Origin of the sequence: Natronomonas salinimetallica (genome assembly GCF_013839515.1) — an archaeon.
Classification (GTDB): domain Archaea; phylum Halobacteriota; class Halobacteria; order Halobacteriales; family Haloarculaceae; genus Natronomonas.
Genome location: NZ_JACDNQ010000009.1, coordinates 58514 through 73424, shown reverse-complemented (window position 1 = coordinate 73424; position 14911 = coordinate 58514). Strand labels below are relative to the sequence as shown.

Annotated in this window: 16 protein-coding genes; 8 read left to right on the top strand and 8 right to left on the bottom strand. The window is 67.4% G+C overall.

Annotated features, from left to right (window positions below; genetic code table 11):
- Positions 1-46: 46 nt before the first annotated feature.
- Together HZR14_RS09095 and HZR14_RS09090 are read right to left on the bottom strand one after the other, a co-directional pair.
- Positions 47-847 (bottom strand): sulfite exporter TauE/SafE family protein, encoded by an 801-nt coding sequence (locus HZR14_RS09095; protein ID WP_181692552.1) that lies wholly within the window; start codon positions 845-847, stop codon positions 47-49.
- 253 nt (positions 848-1100) lie between these two features.
- A complete protein-coding gene (locus HZR14_RS09090) occupies positions 1101-2165 on the bottom strand; it encodes a M20/M25/M40 family metallo-hydrolase (RefSeq protein WP_181692551.1) in 1065 nt (354 codons plus the stop codon).
- Positions 2166-2334: 169 nt separating this feature from the next.
- On the opposite strand from HZR14_RS09090, the gene HZR14_RS09085 reads away from it, so the two are divergent.
- The 3 genes from HZR14_RS09085 (at position 2335) to HZR14_RS09075 (ending at position 4023) form a co-directional block, all read left to right on the top strand.
- A complete protein-coding gene (locus tag HZR14_RS09085; RefSeq protein WP_181692550.1) occupies positions 2335-2598 on the top strand; it encodes a hypothetical protein in 264 nt (87 codons plus the stop codon).
- A 73-nt stretch (positions 2599-2671) separates the two neighbouring features.
- Entirely contained in the window at positions 2672-3616 is a 945-nt protein-coding gene (locus tag HZR14_RS09080; RefSeq protein ID WP_181692549.1) for a zinc-dependent metalloprotease, read from the top strand.
- Between the two features lie 77 nt (positions 3617-3693).
- Positions 3694-4023 carry a zinc ribbon domain-containing protein gene (locus HZR14_RS09075; RefSeq protein ID WP_181692548.1) on the top strand — a complete coding sequence of 110 codons (330 nt, stop codon included), beginning with the start codon at positions 3694-3696 and terminating at the stop codon, positions 4021-4023.
- 74 nt (positions 4024-4097) lie between these two features.
- Here HZR14_RS09075 and HZR14_RS09070 read toward each other — a convergent pair whose 3' ends face one another.
- The 3 genes from HZR14_RS09070 to HZR14_RS09060 all read right to left on the bottom strand — a co-directional run bounded on the left by HZR14_RS09070 (position 4098) and on the right by HZR14_RS09060 (position 7490).
- Entirely contained in the window at positions 4098-4334 is a 237-nt protein-coding gene (locus tag HZR14_RS09070; protein WP_181692547.1) for a DUF8527 family protein, read from the bottom strand.
- Positions 4334-4741, bottom strand: a complete 408-nt coding sequence (locus HZR14_RS09065) for a nuclear transport factor 2 family protein (protein WP_181692546.1) — start codon at positions 4739-4741, stop codon at positions 4334-4336. Before HZR14_RS09065 ends, HZR14_RS09070 begins: the two co-directional genes overlap by 1 nt.
- 91 nt (positions 4742-4832) lie before the next feature.
- On the bottom strand, positions 4833-7490 hold the full coding sequence (locus tag HZR14_RS09060; RefSeq protein WP_181692545.1) for an AAA domain-containing protein: 2658 nt from the start codon (positions 7488-7490) through the stop codon (positions 4833-4835).
- Between the two features lie 115 nt (positions 7491-7605).
- Between HZR14_RS09060 and HZR14_RS09055 the strand changes: the two genes are divergently transcribed.
- Complete coding sequence (locus HZR14_RS09055) at positions 7606-8154, top strand: hypothetical protein (RefSeq protein WP_181692544.1); 549 nt, start codon at positions 7606-7608, stop codon at positions 8152-8154.
- Positions 8155-8297: 143 nt separating this feature from the next.
- Here the strand turns inward: HZR14_RS09055 and HZR14_RS09050 are convergent, their stop codons facing one another.
- The 3 genes from HZR14_RS09050 to HZR14_RS09040 all read right to left on the bottom strand — a co-directional run bounded on the left by HZR14_RS09050 (position 8298) and on the right by HZR14_RS09040 (position 9500).
- Complete coding sequence (locus tag HZR14_RS09050; protein WP_181692543.1) at positions 8298-8453, bottom strand: hypothetical protein; 156 nt, start codon at positions 8451-8453, stop codon at positions 8298-8300.
- 106 nt (positions 8454-8559) lie between these two features.
- Positions 8560-9252: an MBL fold metallo-hydrolase gene (locus tag HZR14_RS09045; RefSeq protein ID WP_181692542.1), complete on the bottom strand. Its 693-nt coding sequence runs from the start codon at positions 9250-9252 to the stop codon at positions 8560-8562.
- 98 nt (positions 9253-9350) lie between these two features.
- Positions 9351-9500: a 50S ribosomal protein L40e gene (locus tag HZR14_RS09040; RefSeq protein ID WP_011321777.1), complete on the bottom strand. Its 150-nt coding sequence runs from the start codon at positions 9498-9500 to the stop codon at positions 9351-9353.
- Between the two features lie 133 nt (positions 9501-9633).
- Between HZR14_RS09040 and HZR14_RS09035 the strand changes: the two genes are divergently transcribed.
- The 4 genes from HZR14_RS09035 to HZR14_RS09020 all read left to right on the top strand — a co-directional run bounded on the left by HZR14_RS09035 (position 9634) and on the right by HZR14_RS09020 (position 14582).
- Complete coding sequence (locus tag HZR14_RS09035; protein WP_181692541.1) at positions 9634-11025, top strand: signal recognition particle protein Srp54; 1392 nt, start codon at positions 9634-9636, stop codon at positions 11023-11025.
- Positions 11026-11272: 247 nt separating this feature from the next.
- On the top strand, positions 11273-11932 hold the full coding sequence (locus HZR14_RS09030; protein ID WP_181692540.1) for a response regulator transcription factor: 660 nt from the start codon (positions 11273-11275) through the stop codon (positions 11930-11932).
- Positions 11933-12029: 97 nt separating this feature from the next.
- Positions 12030-13454, top strand: a complete 1425-nt coding sequence (lpdA, locus tag HZR14_RS09025; RefSeq protein WP_181692539.1) for a dihydrolipoyl dehydrogenase — start codon at positions 12030-12032, stop codon at positions 13452-13454.
- Positions 13455-13517: 63 nt separating this feature from the next.
- The gene (locus tag HZR14_RS09020) at positions 13518-14582 is read left to right on the top strand and encodes a pyridoxal phosphate-dependent aminotransferase (protein ID WP_181692538.1); all 1065 of its coding nucleotides are present in this window, start codon (positions 13518-13520) and stop codon (positions 14580-14582) included.
- Positions 14583-14911: the final 329 nt, after the last annotated feature.

The window sequence follows — 14911 nt, the reverse complement described above, 5'->3', positions numbered from 1 at the left end:
GTGCGTCGAGATGTCGGATGGACGTGCGTGATCGACGATCATACGGCTAGTGAGCCATTCCTCCGCCGAGCGGCTGGTAGTGGGGGAGAGACGGGTGGGGGAGATGGATCCCGACGGCCATCAGCCCGTGTGCCAACAGGATGTACCCGAGGATGACGAACACGACGCCGAGCAGTCGGTGCAGGCGTTGTCTGTGGACCGCATCGACCGACTCGATGAGCGTGCCGTAGGCGAACACCGCCGGGATCGTCCCGATCCCCAGCGCCGCCAGCGCGATGCCGCCCGAGACCGCCGATCCGGTGGCGAACGCGAACAGGTAGGCAGGATACAGTATCGGACACGGGAGCAGCCCGTGGAGCGCGCCGAGACCGACGATGCCGGGGCTGTTGACGAGCCCCTGTATCCGGACGGCGAGCCAGTTCGTCGCCCGCCCGACACCCGGGATGTTGATCCCGGCCGCCCCGCCGAGCAGATACTTCACCCCGGCGGCGATGATGAATACGCCGATCACGATCCCGATACTTCCACGGACGAGATCCGCGACCGCAGTCAGTTGCTCGGTCGTCAAGAAGACGAAGCCGCCCAGCGCGCCGAAGGCCGCACCCAAAAGCGTATAGCTCGTCGCCCGGCCGACGTTGAAAAGCGCGTGCTGTCGCACCTCGTACGTGGTGAGATGGCTTTCTCGCCCCCGACGGGCAGCGGTCGCCCCGCCGTCGGGTCGCGGGTTCATCCGTTCGGAGTACATCGTCACGAGCGGACCGCACATACCGATACAGTGGGCACCGCCGAGCAGCCCGATCGCGAGAAACAACAACAACACGTCCACACGGAGAATAGAGCCGATCATGCGTCTGAACGTGTAGTGATTGTGTCGCGGCGCATTATCGGTTCTGGTTCGACCGACGAACGATGACGCGGGTCGCGTCGGTCCTGGTCTACGGTGAGGGGTCTTCCTACGGTTCGGTGGCTGCGGAGGCGCTCGAACGGATCGACAACGTCGACTCGCCTTCGTGATACGGAGGGGGGTTTCGGCTCGGCGTGTGGTCGGCCGGAGGAGGGTGCGCGAAGCGTGTGGTCGGCCGAGGCCGTCGTTGGTGCGGTTATACTCCGGTATCAAACGGCGCGAACTCCCCGGCGCGGATCGCGGTGTCGGCGAGCAGATCCGCCGCGGCGTTGAGGTCGGTGGGATCGACGACTTCGACGGGGGTGTGCATGTACCGGTTCGGGATCCCGAGGTTGAGCGCGGGCGTCCCGCCGCTGGCCGTATAAAAAGCGTCGGCGTCGGTCCCGGTCCGACTCCCCGCCGCCGCGAGTTGGTAATCGATTCCCGCGTCATCACCGACGTCCCGGACGGCCCCGACGAGCGCCGGGTGGTTCGCGCTCCCACGGGCGACGACCGGCCCACCGCCCAACTCGACGTCGCTGCCCACGTCGCCCGGCGAGTCCGGGTGATCCGTCGCGTGAGTCACGTCGACGGCGACGACCGCGTCGGGATCCAACTCGAAGCCGACCATCCGCGCGCCCTGGAGGCCGACCTCCTCTTGGACCGTCGAGACCGCGTAGACCGTCCCGTCCGGATCGGCCTCGACCGCCCGACGGAACGCCTCGGCCGCCGTCCAGATCCCGACGCGGTTGTCCATTCCCCGTGCTGCGAGCCGCCCGTCGGCTAGTTCGGTGATCGGCGTCTCGAGCGTCACCGGGTCGCCGACGTCGACGAGCGCCGCGGCGTCGTCACCGTCCGCGACGCCGACGTCGACGTGCTGTTCGGCGATATCGTCGTATCCCTCGTCCCCGGTATCCCGGAGGTGGATGGCCACCTGCCCGATGACGCCGGAAACCGGGCCGTCGTCGGTGTAGACGGTGACGCGCTGGCCGCGGGTGACGGTCCGATCCGAGCCGCCGATCCGCGAGAGCTTCAAGAAGCCGTCGTCGGTGATCGCCCGAACCATCAGTCCGATCTCGTCACCGTGGCCGGCGACGGCGATGCTGGGGGCGTCGGGATCGCCCTCGTAGATCGCGACCGCGTTTCCGTAGGCGTCGGTTCGCGTCTCGTCGGCGTACTCCTCGACGTACGCCAGCCACCTGCGCTGCCCGTCGGTCTCGAAGCCCGACGGCGTCGATAGCGAGAGCAGCCCTTCCAGGAACGATCGCCGTGTCTCGTCCATACCGGGGCTACGGCGCCCCGCGTCTTATACCGTCGGACGGAGCGGCCGCCACGCCCGGCGTGCTCTCGCCGGTCGGTACTCCTCGCCGTGTGGGATCTCGCCGGTCGGTACTCCTCGCCGTGTGGGATCTCGCCGGTCGGTATAAATCCCTCCGTGGCGAACCCCCCACATGGCAGATTTCACGCTCTTCGAACTCCACTTCGAGGACTCGGATTTGACCGCGAACGCCCCCTACAGCTACGGTGAGAAGGACGTCGACGCGGACGGGGTACCTCCGGCGCCCACCACCGCGGCGGACACGTCCTCGAAGCGGGGACCGATCCTCGCCGTCCTCGTCGGGTTGGGATTCTTGCTCGCCGTCGCCTACCTCGCCCGGAAGCGGGTTCTCGGTGGTGACGGGGCGACGGAGGACGGATTCGACGCCGGATCGTAGGCCGCCACCGGCGTCTCACGGCCTCGGGAGCGACTCCCGGAAGGTCTTTGATGCCCGATCGGCTAGACGTACTGTGAATCTCTTCCGTGCCGCCCGCGCCGTCGCGGGATCGGAGGGCGACAGTCCGGTCGATTGGACCGCTGTCGGTACCGCGGCCCGTGCCGGGACCGCCTCGGGCGACCTGTCGCTGTCCGAGGCCGACCGCGAGGGGTACGCCGCCGACGTCGCCGACGCGAGATCGGAGATCCGGGCCGCCTCGGGCATCGAGTTCGACCTCCCGAAAGCCGTCGAAATCCAGCACCGACACCACTGGATCGACGCGAACGTCGAGACGTTCAGGCGACTGCTCATCCCCCTCGAAGGGCAGGCGATGGTCGTCCCGTCGATCGCCCGGGCGGCGAACACGGGGACGATGGCCCTCACGCTCGGCTTTCTCGCGAACAACGTCCTCGGCCAGTACGATCCCGCTTTGCTCGGGGACGACGAGCACCGTCTCTATTTCGTCCACCCGAACGTCGTCAAGGTGGCCGACGCCCTCGACGCCGACCTCGATCGGTTCCGCCGGTGGATCGCGTTCCACGAGGTCGCCCACGCCGCGGAGTTCGACGCGGCCCCCTGGCTCACGGAGCGTCTCGAATCGGGCATGGAGACCGCGGTCTCCGAACTCGCTACCGGTCGCTTCGACCGCGAGACGCTCGCCGACATCGACGTGACCATGACCGCCGTCGAGGGGTACGCCGAACTCGTCATGGATCGGGCCTTCGACGAGGAGTACACCGACCTCCGCGAGAAGCTCGACGCGAAGCGACAGGACGTCGGGCCGATCTCGGCGCTCCTCCGACGGGTACTCGGCTTCGGGCGGAAGCGCCGACAGTACGAGCGCGGGAAGGCGTTTTTCGACGTCGTCGCCGACGAACGCGGCGTCACCGGTGCCGCCGCCGTCTGGGAGCGCCCCGAGAACCTGCCGACCGACGAGGAGTTGGACGACCCCGAGGCGTGGCTCCGGCGGGTCGAGTAGGACGCCGACCGGATCCCCGAACCGATCACGGACGGGCGGTAGTATAAATACCGCCGGCGTGTATCCCCAGGTTGGGTATGGCTGACTTCGTCACGATCGCTGCCGTCACGCTCTTCGTGGTCGTCGTCCACACCGCGATCGCGGTGTATCTCTACCGGTCGCTATCGGACTCGACCTCGGGGGGCGCTGGGGGGATACGCGAGGTGTCACCCGATCCGTCGGGCCCCTCCGAGAGCGTCGACGGTGGCGATGACGGGAACGCCGACGCCGACCCGGAAGAGACGGTTCACTGCCCGGTCTGTGGCACGCCGAACGATCCGCAGTTCCGGTTTTGCCGTCGGTGTGTCTCCGATCTCTCCGGGAGCACCCCGCCGCAGGGGGCACGGAAAGCCACCGGGCCGGGATGAGGTCGACGACTCGTCTGAAGCGACGACGACGACCCACTCTGGGTGGTGAGGGTGCGAGTTGAATCGGTCGGGGACTACGGTCCGCCGCGTCGCCGATCGGCCGGGGCGATGGCGTCCGCGGCCGGGAACAGATACCACACCAGCGTGGCCCCGACGAGCAGTCCGGTCAGGACCGATCCGCCGACGAGTTCGAGCGAGGCGTCGCCCTGTATCGAGATGAGCCCCGAGGACAGCCCCACGAGCAGGACCGTCCCGAGTTTCATCCACCGGAGCGTCCGCGCGCGGTCCGTATTCGAGATGGGATCGACCACTACTCGGTCCCCCCGGGGGCCGAAACGTGCATCGCCACGAACCGCCAGGGCGTCCCGGGGGGAGCCTCCGCCGGTTCGGCCCCCGGTCTGCGTTCGAGCGTCCCGCTCCATCTGGTCTCGAACGCATAGCGGGTTCCCGACCGGAGGTGGGTCCAGGCCATATCGACCTCGTCAGAGAACCACGCGTGATCGTCGCGTTCGGTGACGCGGAGCGAGTCGCTGTCGACGACCCACTCGTCGGTCGTCTCGGTCTGTGCGTCGAGGCCGGCTTCGATCTCGGCGAACCCGTAGAGCTTCTCGCCGATACCGAACTTCACCGTCGTCTCGTCACGGGCGAAAAAGGGGGCGAGCGCGTCGCCGGCCCGGAGGGCGTCGTAGTAGGTCCGGACGGTTTCTTCGGCGTCCATACCCGATCTGGGAGGGCCGGGGACTTACCGCTGTGGATGGTGTCCGACCACCCGATTCCGCCCGGCCCCACCGCGTCCATACGGCCGTTTTTCACTCCGCCCACTCCAGCATTCGCGTATAAAATGGATCGCTCCCGAGGGCCGTCCGATCACCCACGAGAACGAGCGCCCGTTTGGCCCGCGTCAACGCGACGTTGACCCGACGATGGTCCTCGAAGATCGGGCTCGACAGCTCGCCGGTCGCGCTGAAGGAGATGACGATGACCTCCTTCGAGGAGCCCTGGAACCGATCGACCGTGTCGACGGCGACCCCTGGGGCCCGGAGGCGGCGAGAGATCTCGGCCACCTGGGCCCGGAACGGGGCGATGACGCCGACGTCATCCGGATGGACGCCCGCGGCGAGAAACGACTCGACGATCTCGACGACGCGGTCCGCTTCCGTGGGGTTCGTGTTGCCGCTTGCGGTCCCGCCGGGATCGACGAACGAGACGCTGTCCGAGAGCGCCGGCGGGAGGGCCCCCGGGTCGACGCCTGCCAGATCGTCGAGCCGCCGGGCGGCCACCTCGGCGTCGGCCGGTCGTAGCTTCCCGTCGTAGAACTCCTCGCTCGAGAGGTACTGGATCCGCTGGCTCATCCGGTACTGGCGGTCGAGCATGACCGCGGCGTCCGGCGACTGCTCGATGAGGCGCTCGAAGAGCGACCGTTGGAGGTTGTTTTCGGCCCGTACGACCGGCGGAAGCTGTCGGTGGTCGCCGACGAGGACGAACCGGTCCGCGAGCGTCGTCGCCAAGAACGTGCCCGGCTCGGTGAGTTGCCCCGCCTCGTCGATGACCGCGACGTCGAACGACTGGGACTTGAGAGCCCGAGAGCCACACGCCGCGGTCGTAGCGGCGATCACGCTCGCCGCCGAGAGCGTTGCCGCGCGCTCCTCGGGGTCACCGCTCCGTTCGAGCCGGTATTTTTCCATGTCGTCGCGGACGCCGGTCTCCGAACCCCACCGTAACACGTCGCTAAAGCCCTGCGCTTCGAGCGCCTCGATCGCGTTGTCGACGGCGCGGTTCGTGAACGCCGAGAGCAATACCCGCTCGCCCCGGTCGACGAGGGCTCGGACCGCGTGGGCGAGCGTATAGGTCTTGCCGGTCCCGGGCGGGCCGTGAATCAACGCGACGTCGTCGGCCCGGACCGCGGCGTTCACCGCGTCGTTTTGTGCGTCGTTGTTGTCGACGTAGGTCCGGTGTGCCCCCGAAAATTCCGGGTCACGCCGACCGAAGAAGACGTCCTTGCGATCGGCGTCGCCCTGCAGGATCGCGTCGTGGAGCGCGGTCAGCTGGCGGTCGACGCCGATCTCGGAGGGGTACTGATCGAGCCGGCACAGCTCGATCGGCTCGTCGGCGACGACGACGACTTCCTCGCCGAGGTCGGTGATGGTCGCGAGTTCGGCGGTTCCCCGTGTCGGGTGGCCGTCACTCGCGAGCACGCGATCGCCCTCCCGGAGTTTCGAGACGTCGTCGGCCGTCCGGCGGGCCCGAAGCTCCCAGCGACCGCCCGAGACCGGCTCCCGTCCGATCGGTTCAAGTTCGATCAACGCACGATCGTCGTCGGCGCGCTCCTCGGCGGATTGCTCCCAGAGTTTGCGGTACTCGGCGTGTACCTCCCGGCGTTCGTCCTCGATCGCGCGGTAGAACCGCTCGAAGTACGCCCGCTCCGCTTCGGGCAGCGGCTCGCCGAGTTGGCCGGCTTTCGACTCCTGGTCGAGCCGTCCGGCGACGACCATACACGTATCCCGTTCGAAACAGTACTCACATTTCGCCCCGGCCGACAAGCCGGTGGGGACGGAGCGGTCGTACTCCGCGGCGGCGATCTCGTTTCGAACCCGCAGGACGTACTTCAAGAAGCCGGGACCGATCGAGAACTCCTTGGCCGGCGAGAGGTCGCCGGAGGCGTCGGCGCGATCCAACGCGGTGTTTTTCGTGTACAGGAGCGTCCCCGTATCGGGGGCGTCCGCGATGTCGTCGGCCAAAAGCAGGGCATAACAGGTCGCCTGCACCTTGTCTTGAAACCGCGGATCCCGTTTGAGATTCTTGCCGGTCTTCAACTCGACCGGACTCCCCCGACGAACCGCGTCGGCCCGGCCTTTGATCCCGAACCGTTCGGAGATGAGCGTCTGTTCGGAGCGCCAAGAATCCTCGCCGAAGCGGCCCTGCTGGAGCCACCCCTCGATGGCGGCCGCGTTCTGTCTGACGTCGTCGGCGACGCCGTCGGCGGTCTCCCCGAGCAGTCCGATGTCGAGTGCCGTCTCCGCGACCCGTTCGGCGATGCTGTCGTCGATGTCCCGGCCCCGAAGCAAGTCGCCGAACACCTCGTGGACGACGGTTCCCTTGACGACCGGGTATTTCAGCGGGAGGCCGGTGAGTTTGTTCAGGTAGTAGATCCGCGGGCACTGGACCCAGCCACGGACGTCCGTTACGTCGACCAGAAAGTCCGGCTCGACGACGACAGCGGATTCCCCCGTCGTCGAGTAGCGCGTTTCACCGTCGAAGGTACGCTCGTCGACCGCCGTCACGAGCAGTTCCATGCCGGGGTCGACGTGGGCTGCGGTCTCCGTCCACTTGCCCCAGAGCGTCACCCCGACTGGCTCGGCCGCGCCGCGGTCGGGGCGCAGCGTCAGTTCCACGAGCTCTCCCGTCCCGTGGCTCGTCTCGACGGTTCGGGGCTGGCTGACCTCGAGGACCGGACCACGCACGTTCACATCTGATCGTGCGCCCTCCGGGGAAAAACGCTGTCGGTCAGGGGAACGAGCGGTCCGACTCGCCGCGACCGACCGAGCCGATAGGTTCTTTTCGTCCTCTGTCGATTGTCCCGGTATGCGCGTCCGCGACTGGCAGGACATCCTCGAAGACGTCGTGGAATCGGACGCCGAATCGAGCGGTTGGCGGGCCGTCGCCGGCGACCGCCACGGCGGCGTCGGCGAGGACATGTTCATCGGCCACCCCTCGGTCGGCGTCTTCCAGTTGAAGACGTTCGCAAAGAACCCCTACGACGTACGCGGCGTCGGCTCGCGGGTCGCCCGGCGGATCGACGACGAACTCGAGCCGCTGTTCCCGGAAGCCGACAGCGCGGGGCGCTTCGGTGTCAACCGGGGGATCGAGGACGCCGATGACGCCGAGACGCGTGCCAAACGCCTCGAGGCCGTCCTCGAGACGCACGCCGACGCCCCGACGACCGGCGACGCGCTGTTCGAGGACGTCATGGACGCCCTCAATAGTCCGGCGTTCGGGCCGATGGAGTACGACATGTACGGCCGCCCGGACGGACTCGATGCCCTCTCGGAGACGTTCGAGGGGGCCGAGGAACTCCTCTCGGCCGAACTCGACGACCTCCTCGACGAGGACGTCGGACGGGGCTTTCAGTGACGCTACGGACGATACGGCGGGCGGGAGTCACGGCCCCGCCAAGCGCGCGACGCCGTATAAAAGGTCGGCGAGTCGGTAACGAAGCGGATCCGCCCCAGCCGTCGGCGGCGACCGGGGTGGGGCCGGCGCGCGGCCGGCCCGGCTCACTCCGTTTCGGGGTCGGCGTAGCGCCTGTAGCTCATCGTCGATCCGTCGACGATGACCATGTCGGATCCGTGCTGTTGTTCGTGCGGTGGGTCCTCGCCGAGCGCTTCGATGTCGATGTCGCCGTATTCGTATGGTGTGTTGGTTTCTACCATACGCAGTTTCGGGGCCCATCCCATATAAATCCTTGTCAGCCAGTGTCAACCACGGCATCGGGAACGTTGACGGTCCGTGGTGTCGGAACCGCCGCAGCCCGCGATGTCACCCATCGAGGCGGGTCTCGATCCCGCGTTCTTCGAGGTCGGCGGCGAACGCCTCGGCGTCCGCGTCGATCGCGTCGACGGTGTCGTAGTGGATCGGAACGACGAGAGCGGGATCGAGCGACGCCGCGAGGGCTGCGGCCCCGTGGCGATCCATCGTACACGTGCCTCCGATCGGCGGGCAGAGCACGTCGACGGAGAGGTGTTCGTGGCCGTCGAGTACGTCCGTATCGCCGGGACAGTACGCCGAGACCCCATCCACGGTGACGTGGAACCCGCATCCGCGGCCCTCCGGGTGGTAGGGGCGTCCGTCCGGCCGGACGTGTGGCCCGTCGGGGTCGTTGAACGCCGCGGTCGTCCGAACGATCGCGTCGCCGACCGCGATGTCGGCCTCGGCATCGACGGTTCGGACGTCGTAGGGCAGGTCGGCAAACCGTTCGACGTCGCGGTCGATCCGGTGGGTATTGATCCCTTCGAAGGCGACGACCGTCGCGTCGGCGTCGGCAACGGTCCGGATCCCGTCCGTGTCGTAATGTTGTCCGTGCGTCACGCAGACGACGTCGCCGTCGCCGCCCTCGTAGTCGTCCAGAACACCGTATCGGCCCGGATCGACGTAGACAGTCGTCCCCCCGCCGTCCAATCGTACCGTGGCGTGTCCGAGCCAGGAAAGCTCCAGGCCGTCGTATTCGATCATGTTCTGCGGTTACGCGTGGGGCCGTCACAAACCCGACGATTACCGGACTGTCGAGTACCCGGCGACCGGGTGGTAATAAAAACGGTCGTCCGGTCGGATCAGGCCGCGCGTCGTTCCTTCGCCTTCGGGCGGAGTTTCTTGTAGCCGCACTTCCGGCAGCTATCCGCTCGTTTCGGGTTTCGGGCGTTACAGCGCATACAGATCATCTTGTCGAGAATGCGCTCTTCTGCTTCCTCGAAGCTAGCCATACCGGATGGGAACGTTCCCGCGCGGATAAATCTACCCGTTCCGGGGCGCTGTTGACCGATCGGAGACAGCCGTCGGGGGGCGGCCGGCCCGGGACGAACAAAGCCTTTAGTCTGGACCGTCTACGAACGCCAAATGGTACTCGACGACTTGGGCAGTTCCCTCCGGGGAACGCTCGACAAACTACAGGGCAAGACGACCCTCAGCGAGGCGGACGTCGAGGAGATCGTAAAGGAGATCCAGCGATCCCTGTTGTCGGCCGACGTCGACGTCGACCTCGTCATGGAGCTGTCGGACTCGATCCGCGGGCGGGCCCTAGAGGAGGAGCCGCCGGCCGGAACGACCGCGCGCGATCACGTCCTCAAGATCGTCTACGAGGAGATGGTCGAGTTGGTCGGCGAGTCGACGGACCTGCCGCTCGAAGAGCAGACGATCGTGCTCGCGGGACTCCAGGGATCGGGGAAGACGACCACCGCGGCGAAGATGGCGTGGTGGTTCTCGAAGAAGGGCCTCCGGCCCGCCGTGATCCAGACCGACACGTTCCGCCCCGGTGCCTACGAACAGGCAAAGGAGATGTGCGAGCGCGCGGAGGTCGCGTTCTACGGCGACCCCGACAACGACGATCCCGTCGATATCGCCCGGACGGGCCTCGAAGAGACCGCCGAGGCCGACGTCCACATCGTCGACACGGCGGGGCGACACGCCCTCGAAGAGGCGCTCATCGACGAACTCGAAGAGATCGAGTCCGTCGCCGATCCCGACCGGAACCTGCTCGTCCTCGACGCTGCGATCGGTCAGGGGGCGAAAGATCAAGCCGAGCGCTTCCACGATGCGGTCGGCATCGACGGCGTCGTGATCACGAAACTCGACGGGACGGCGAAGGGCGGTGGTGCCCTCGCGGCGGTCGACCAGACCGACTCCTCGATCGCCTTCCTCGGTACCGGCGAGGAAGTCAAGGACATCGAGCGCTTCGAGCCCTCGGGGTTCATCTCCCGGCTGCTCGGGATGGGCGACCTCAAACAGCTCTCCGAACGCGTCGAGCGTGCGATGGCGGAGACCCAAGAAGAGGAAGACTGGGACCCCGAGGACCTCATGAAAGGGGAGTTCACTCTCAAGGACATGCGCAACCAGATGAACGCGATGAACCGGATGGGTCCGCTCGATCAAGTGCTCGATATGATCCCCGGCCTCGGCGGCGGGATCAAAGACCAACTCCCCGAGGACGCGATGGACATGACCCAGGATCGGCTTCGGGATTTCGAGGTGATCATGGACTCGATGACCGAGGCCGAACTCGAACACCCACGCGCGATCGGTCAGAGCCAGATCGAACGGATCGCCCGTGGCTCCGGCAAGGACGAAGAAACCGTCCGGGAGCTGCTCGAACAACACAAGATGATGAGCCAGATGATGAAGCAGTTCCAGGGGATGGGCGAGGGCGACATGCAACGGATGATGAAACAGATGGGCGGTGGCGGCGGCGGCGGCGGCGGTGGCCTCGGCGGCATGGGGCCGTTCGGCGACTGAGACGGATCGGCGTACCACGTGACCGGCGAGCGCCAGCCCGGACCGGCACTCGCCGGAAGCCGATGCTGTCAGCGATACGTTCACGGCGTGGTCGCCGGGACGCGATCCCCTGAAATCGGTATCGCCGGCAGTACGACGACAGTTCGTATGAGACGGTCCGCGTCGTGTTCCCCCCGTCGACGTCGTTCGGTTCACTCGGCCGTCTTCCAAACCATTATATCAGGCGGCCATAAGATACAAGTACTCGATGCCGACCGGGAACGAAACGATCTTGGCCGTCGACGACGAGCGGGGACTCGTCGACATCTACCAGGCGTGGTTCGACGACAGATACGACGTTAGAACCGCTTATGGCGGTCGAGAGGCCCTCTCAACGTTCGATGGCTCGATCGATCTGGTACTGCTCGACCGCCGGATGTCGGGCGTCTCCGGCGACGAAGTCCTCGAGACGCTCAGAGAGGCGGGCCACGACTGCCCGGTCGTGATGGTGACCGCGGTCGAACCCGACGAGGGGATGGTCGAACTCCCCTTCGACGAGTACGTCCTCAAGCCGGTCGACAAGAAAGAACTGTTCGAGACCGTCGAACGCGCGCTGGTGCGGGCGTCCGACGACACCGCAAACGACGTCCTCGACGCCCTCGGCGACGAGAAGGCCCGGCGCTGTTGTAGCGTACTCAACGGCGAGGTCAAGAGCGCACGCGAGGTGGCGAACCTGACCGGCTACTCGCTACCGACCGTCTATCGTCGACTCAACACGCTCCGGCAGGCCGGCCTCATCGAGAGCCGAACCCGGATCGATCCCGGCGGCGACCACCACGAGGTGTTCGTCACGATCGCCGAACGAATTACGGTCGAACTCGACGGATTCAGCGTCATGCGCGAACTGTCGGCGGAATCAAAAGCGTGATTCGCTCCGGATCGAGCGCGCTCCGCGGGTGAGTCCCCCCACCCGTGATCGCCTCCCTCGGCGTTTTTAAGTCCCGGCGCCGTGTGATCGACAACGCATGGTCGTCGGAGACATCTCGACCGGAACCGAACTGTTGGTGATCGGCGGCGGCCCCGGCGGCTACGCGGCCGCGATCCGAGGGGGCCAACTCGGCCTCGACGTGACGCTCGTCGAGGCCGATGCCTACGGCGGTACCTGCCTGAACGAGGGGTGTATCCCGTCGAAGGCGCTCATTCACGTGAGCGATCTGGCCCACGAGGTCGAGGGTGCGGAAACGATGGGGCTTTACGCGCGCGCGGACGTCGACATGCAGGGGCTCGTCGGCTGGAAGGATGGCATCGTCGAACGGCTGACGGAGGGCGTCGAGACGCTCTGTACGGCCAACGGTGTCAACCTCATCGAGGGCCACGCCGAGTTCGTCGACGGCCATACCGCCCGCGTCGCCCACAGGGGGGAAGGCCAGGGCAGCGAATCGATCGAGTTCGAACACGCCGTCGTCGCCACCGGCAGCCGACCGATCGAGGTCCCGGGGCTGGCCTTCGACGGCGAGCGGATCCTCGCGTCGAGCGACGCCCTCTCGCTCGAATCGCTGCCGGACTCGCTTCTCGTCGTCGGCGGGGGCTACGTCGGCATGGAGCTATCGACGACGTTCGCGAAGTTGGGCAGCGACGTGACCGTCCTCGAGATGCTCGGGGACGTCCTCCCGGGATACGGCGACGACGTCACGCGCGTCGTCCGCGAACGTGCCGAGGAAATCGGGATCGACTTTCGCTTCGGCGAGGCGGCCCAGGAGTGGACGGAGACCGGGGACGCTGCCCGCGTCACGGCCGACGCCGAGGACGGCGAGACGAACACCTATACCGCCGACCGCGTCCTCGTCGCCGTCGGCCGGGAGCCGGCCGCGGACACCTGCGGCGTCGAGGCCGTCGGACTCGACCCGACCGAACAGGGCTTTCTCGAAACCGACGACGCGACACGGACCGCCGTCGACCACGTCCACGCCGTCGGCGACGTGGCGGGCGAGCCGATGCTGGCGCACAAAGCCTACCGAGAGGGTCACGTCGCCGCGGAGGTCGTCGCCGGGGAGCCCGCGCGGCTCGACCACCGGGCGATCCCGGCGGCGGTGTTTACGGACCCCGAGATCGGAACCGTCGGGCTGAACGCCGAGGACGCAGAGGCCGAGGGATTCGATCCCGTCACCGGTGAGATGTCGATGGGCGCCTCCGGGCGGGCGCTCACGCTCGGTGCCGAGACGGGGTTCGTCCGCATCGTCGCCGACGCCGAGACGGGGTTCATCCTCGGCGCTCGGATCGTCTCCCCTCGGGCCTCCGAGCTCGTCGCCGAGGTCGGATTGGCGATCGAGATGGGCGCACGCCTCGGCGACCTCGCCGCGACGATACACGTTCACCCGACGTTGTCGGAGGCGGTCGCGGAGGCGGCCGCGAACGCGGCGGGGACGGCCCTCCACACGCTGAATCAGTGACGACGCGCCCGGACGGGAGGGAGCGACGACAACCCCTATGTCCGCCGCCCCCGAGCGACGGGTATGCAGATCGCCCCCTTCGAGCTCGAACGGTGGTTCGCCGAGGTCGAGGCCGACGCCGACGTGATGCTGGCCGAAAGCGGTGTCCGACCGCTCTCGGCGGACCGCTTCGACACCGACCCCGGCGAGTTGGGCTACGTCGTTCCCACGGCGGGCGACCCCGGGTTTCGAGCCGAGATCGGAGCCCACCACGGACGGGACGGCGAGGAGACGGTCCTCACCTGTGGAACCCAGGAGGCGAACCTTCTCGCGATGCTCTCGCTTCTCGACGAGCACGCCGTCGTCGTGACGCCGACGTACGGCTCGTTTCCCGGCCTCGCCGGGGCGCTCGGCGACGTGACGCGGGTCCCGCTTTCGGAGCCCGACTGGAGGCTCGACCCCGACGCGGTCGGGGGGGCGTTACGGTCCGAGACCGACCTCGTCGTCGTCGTCAATCCGAACAACCCGACCGGCCGGTATCACGACGAGGCGACGATGCGGGCGGTCTACGAACGCTGTGCGGACAACGGCACCTACCTGCTCTGTGACGAGGTGTATCGGCTTCTCGCGCCGGAGCCGATCGCGCCGGTCGCAAGCTTCGGTCGCTACGGGGTCTCGACCGGCGGCGTCTCGAAGGCGTTCGGGCTCGCCGGCCTCCGGTTCGGGTGGCTCTGTGGCCCGCGGGCGGTCGTGGCCGCCACAGAGAACTGGAAGGACTACACGACGATCTCCCCGCCCGCCTTCGGCCACCACGTCGCCGAGCAGGCGTTCGACCGACGCGAGGAGATCCTTTCGGAGAACCGCAAACACGCCGCCGAGAACCGCGCCGTGGTCGAGACGTTCCTCGGAGAGCACGGGCTCGGGTGGTCCGCCCCCGACTGCGGCGTCAACGCCTTCTTGGACGTCCCCGACGGCTTCGCCGGTGGGGACTCGTTCTGCCGGAGCCTCCTCGCCGAGGAGTCGGTCGTCCTCGCTCCGGGGGAGGCCTTCGGCCGTCCGGAGTGGGTCCGGATCGGCTTCGGGCTTCCGGCGGTAGAGCTCGACGAAGGGCTCTCCCGGCTCGGCGCGTTTTTGAACCGACACCGGTAGCTCGATCGCTCATCCGGTCTCGGCATCGGCTCCCTCCGGGGATGTCCCCGGCGGACCACGGCTACTCGACGATCAAAGAACGAATACGGAGCTATTCCACTCATATGTTTCAGACGCCATCGGCGGAGGTGACACCCCCTGATCGATCCGTTGCCAACGGGACGCTGTTCCGTGTCTCGTGTCCGTATCGCGGCCGTTTTGGCGGCGAATGGACGACCGTCGAGGCCGACGACAGCGCCCACTACCTGCGTCCGAACCGCGGTCGCGAACTCCCGGCTCGACCCCGACCGTCGGGAGACGACCGGGGCGTCCGGCGGGTGCGGTCCGCG

Coding starts and splice junctions, on each gene's coding strand:
- HZR14_RS09095 (WP_181692552.1), bottom strand. CDS start 847: ATGATCGGCTCTATTCTCCGTGTGGACGTGTTGTTGTTGTTTCTCGCG.
- HZR14_RS09090 (WP_181692551.1), bottom strand. CDS start 2,165: ATGGACGAGACACGGCGATCGTTCCTGGAAGGGCTGCTCTCGCTATCG.
- HZR14_RS09085 (WP_181692550.1), top strand. CDS start 2,335: ATGGCAGATTTCACGCTCTTCGAACTCCACTTCGAGGACTCGGATTTG.
- HZR14_RS09075 (WP_181692548.1), top strand. CDS start 3,694: ATGGCTGACTTCGTCACGATCGCTGCCGTCACGCTCTTCGTGGTCGTC.
- HZR14_RS09065 (WP_181692546.1), bottom strand. CDS start 4,741: ATGGACGCCGAAGAAACCGTCCGGACCTACTACGACGCCCTCCGGGCC.
- HZR14_RS09055 (WP_181692544.1), top strand. CDS start 7,606: ATGCGCGTCCGCGACTGGCAGGACATCCTCGAAGACGTCGTGGAATCG.
- HZR14_RS09050 (WP_181692543.1), bottom strand. CDS start 8,453: ATGGTAGAAACCAACACACCATACGAATACGGCGACATCGACATCGAA.
- HZR14_RS09045 (WP_181692542.1), bottom strand. CDS start 9,252: ATGATCGAATACGACGGCCTGGAGCTTTCCTGGCTCGGACACGCCACG.
- HZR14_RS09040 (WP_011321777.1), bottom strand. CDS start 9,500: ATGGCTAGCTTCGAGGAAGCAGAAGAGCGCATTCTCGACAAGATGATC.
- HZR14_RS09035 (WP_181692541.1), top strand. CDS start 9,634: ATGGTACTCGACGACTTGGGCAGTTCCCTCCGGGGAACGCTCGACAAA.
- HZR14_RS09030 (WP_181692540.1), top strand. CDS start 11,273: ATGCCGACCGGGAACGAAACGATCTTGGCCGTCGACGACGAGCGGGGA.
- lpdA (WP_181692539.1), top strand. CDS start 12,030: ATGGTCGTCGGAGACATCTCGACCGGAACCGAACTGTTGGTGATCGGC.
- HZR14_RS09020 (WP_181692538.1), top strand. CDS start 13,518: ATGCAGATCGCCCCCTTCGAGCTCGAACGGTGGTTCGCCGAGGTCGAG.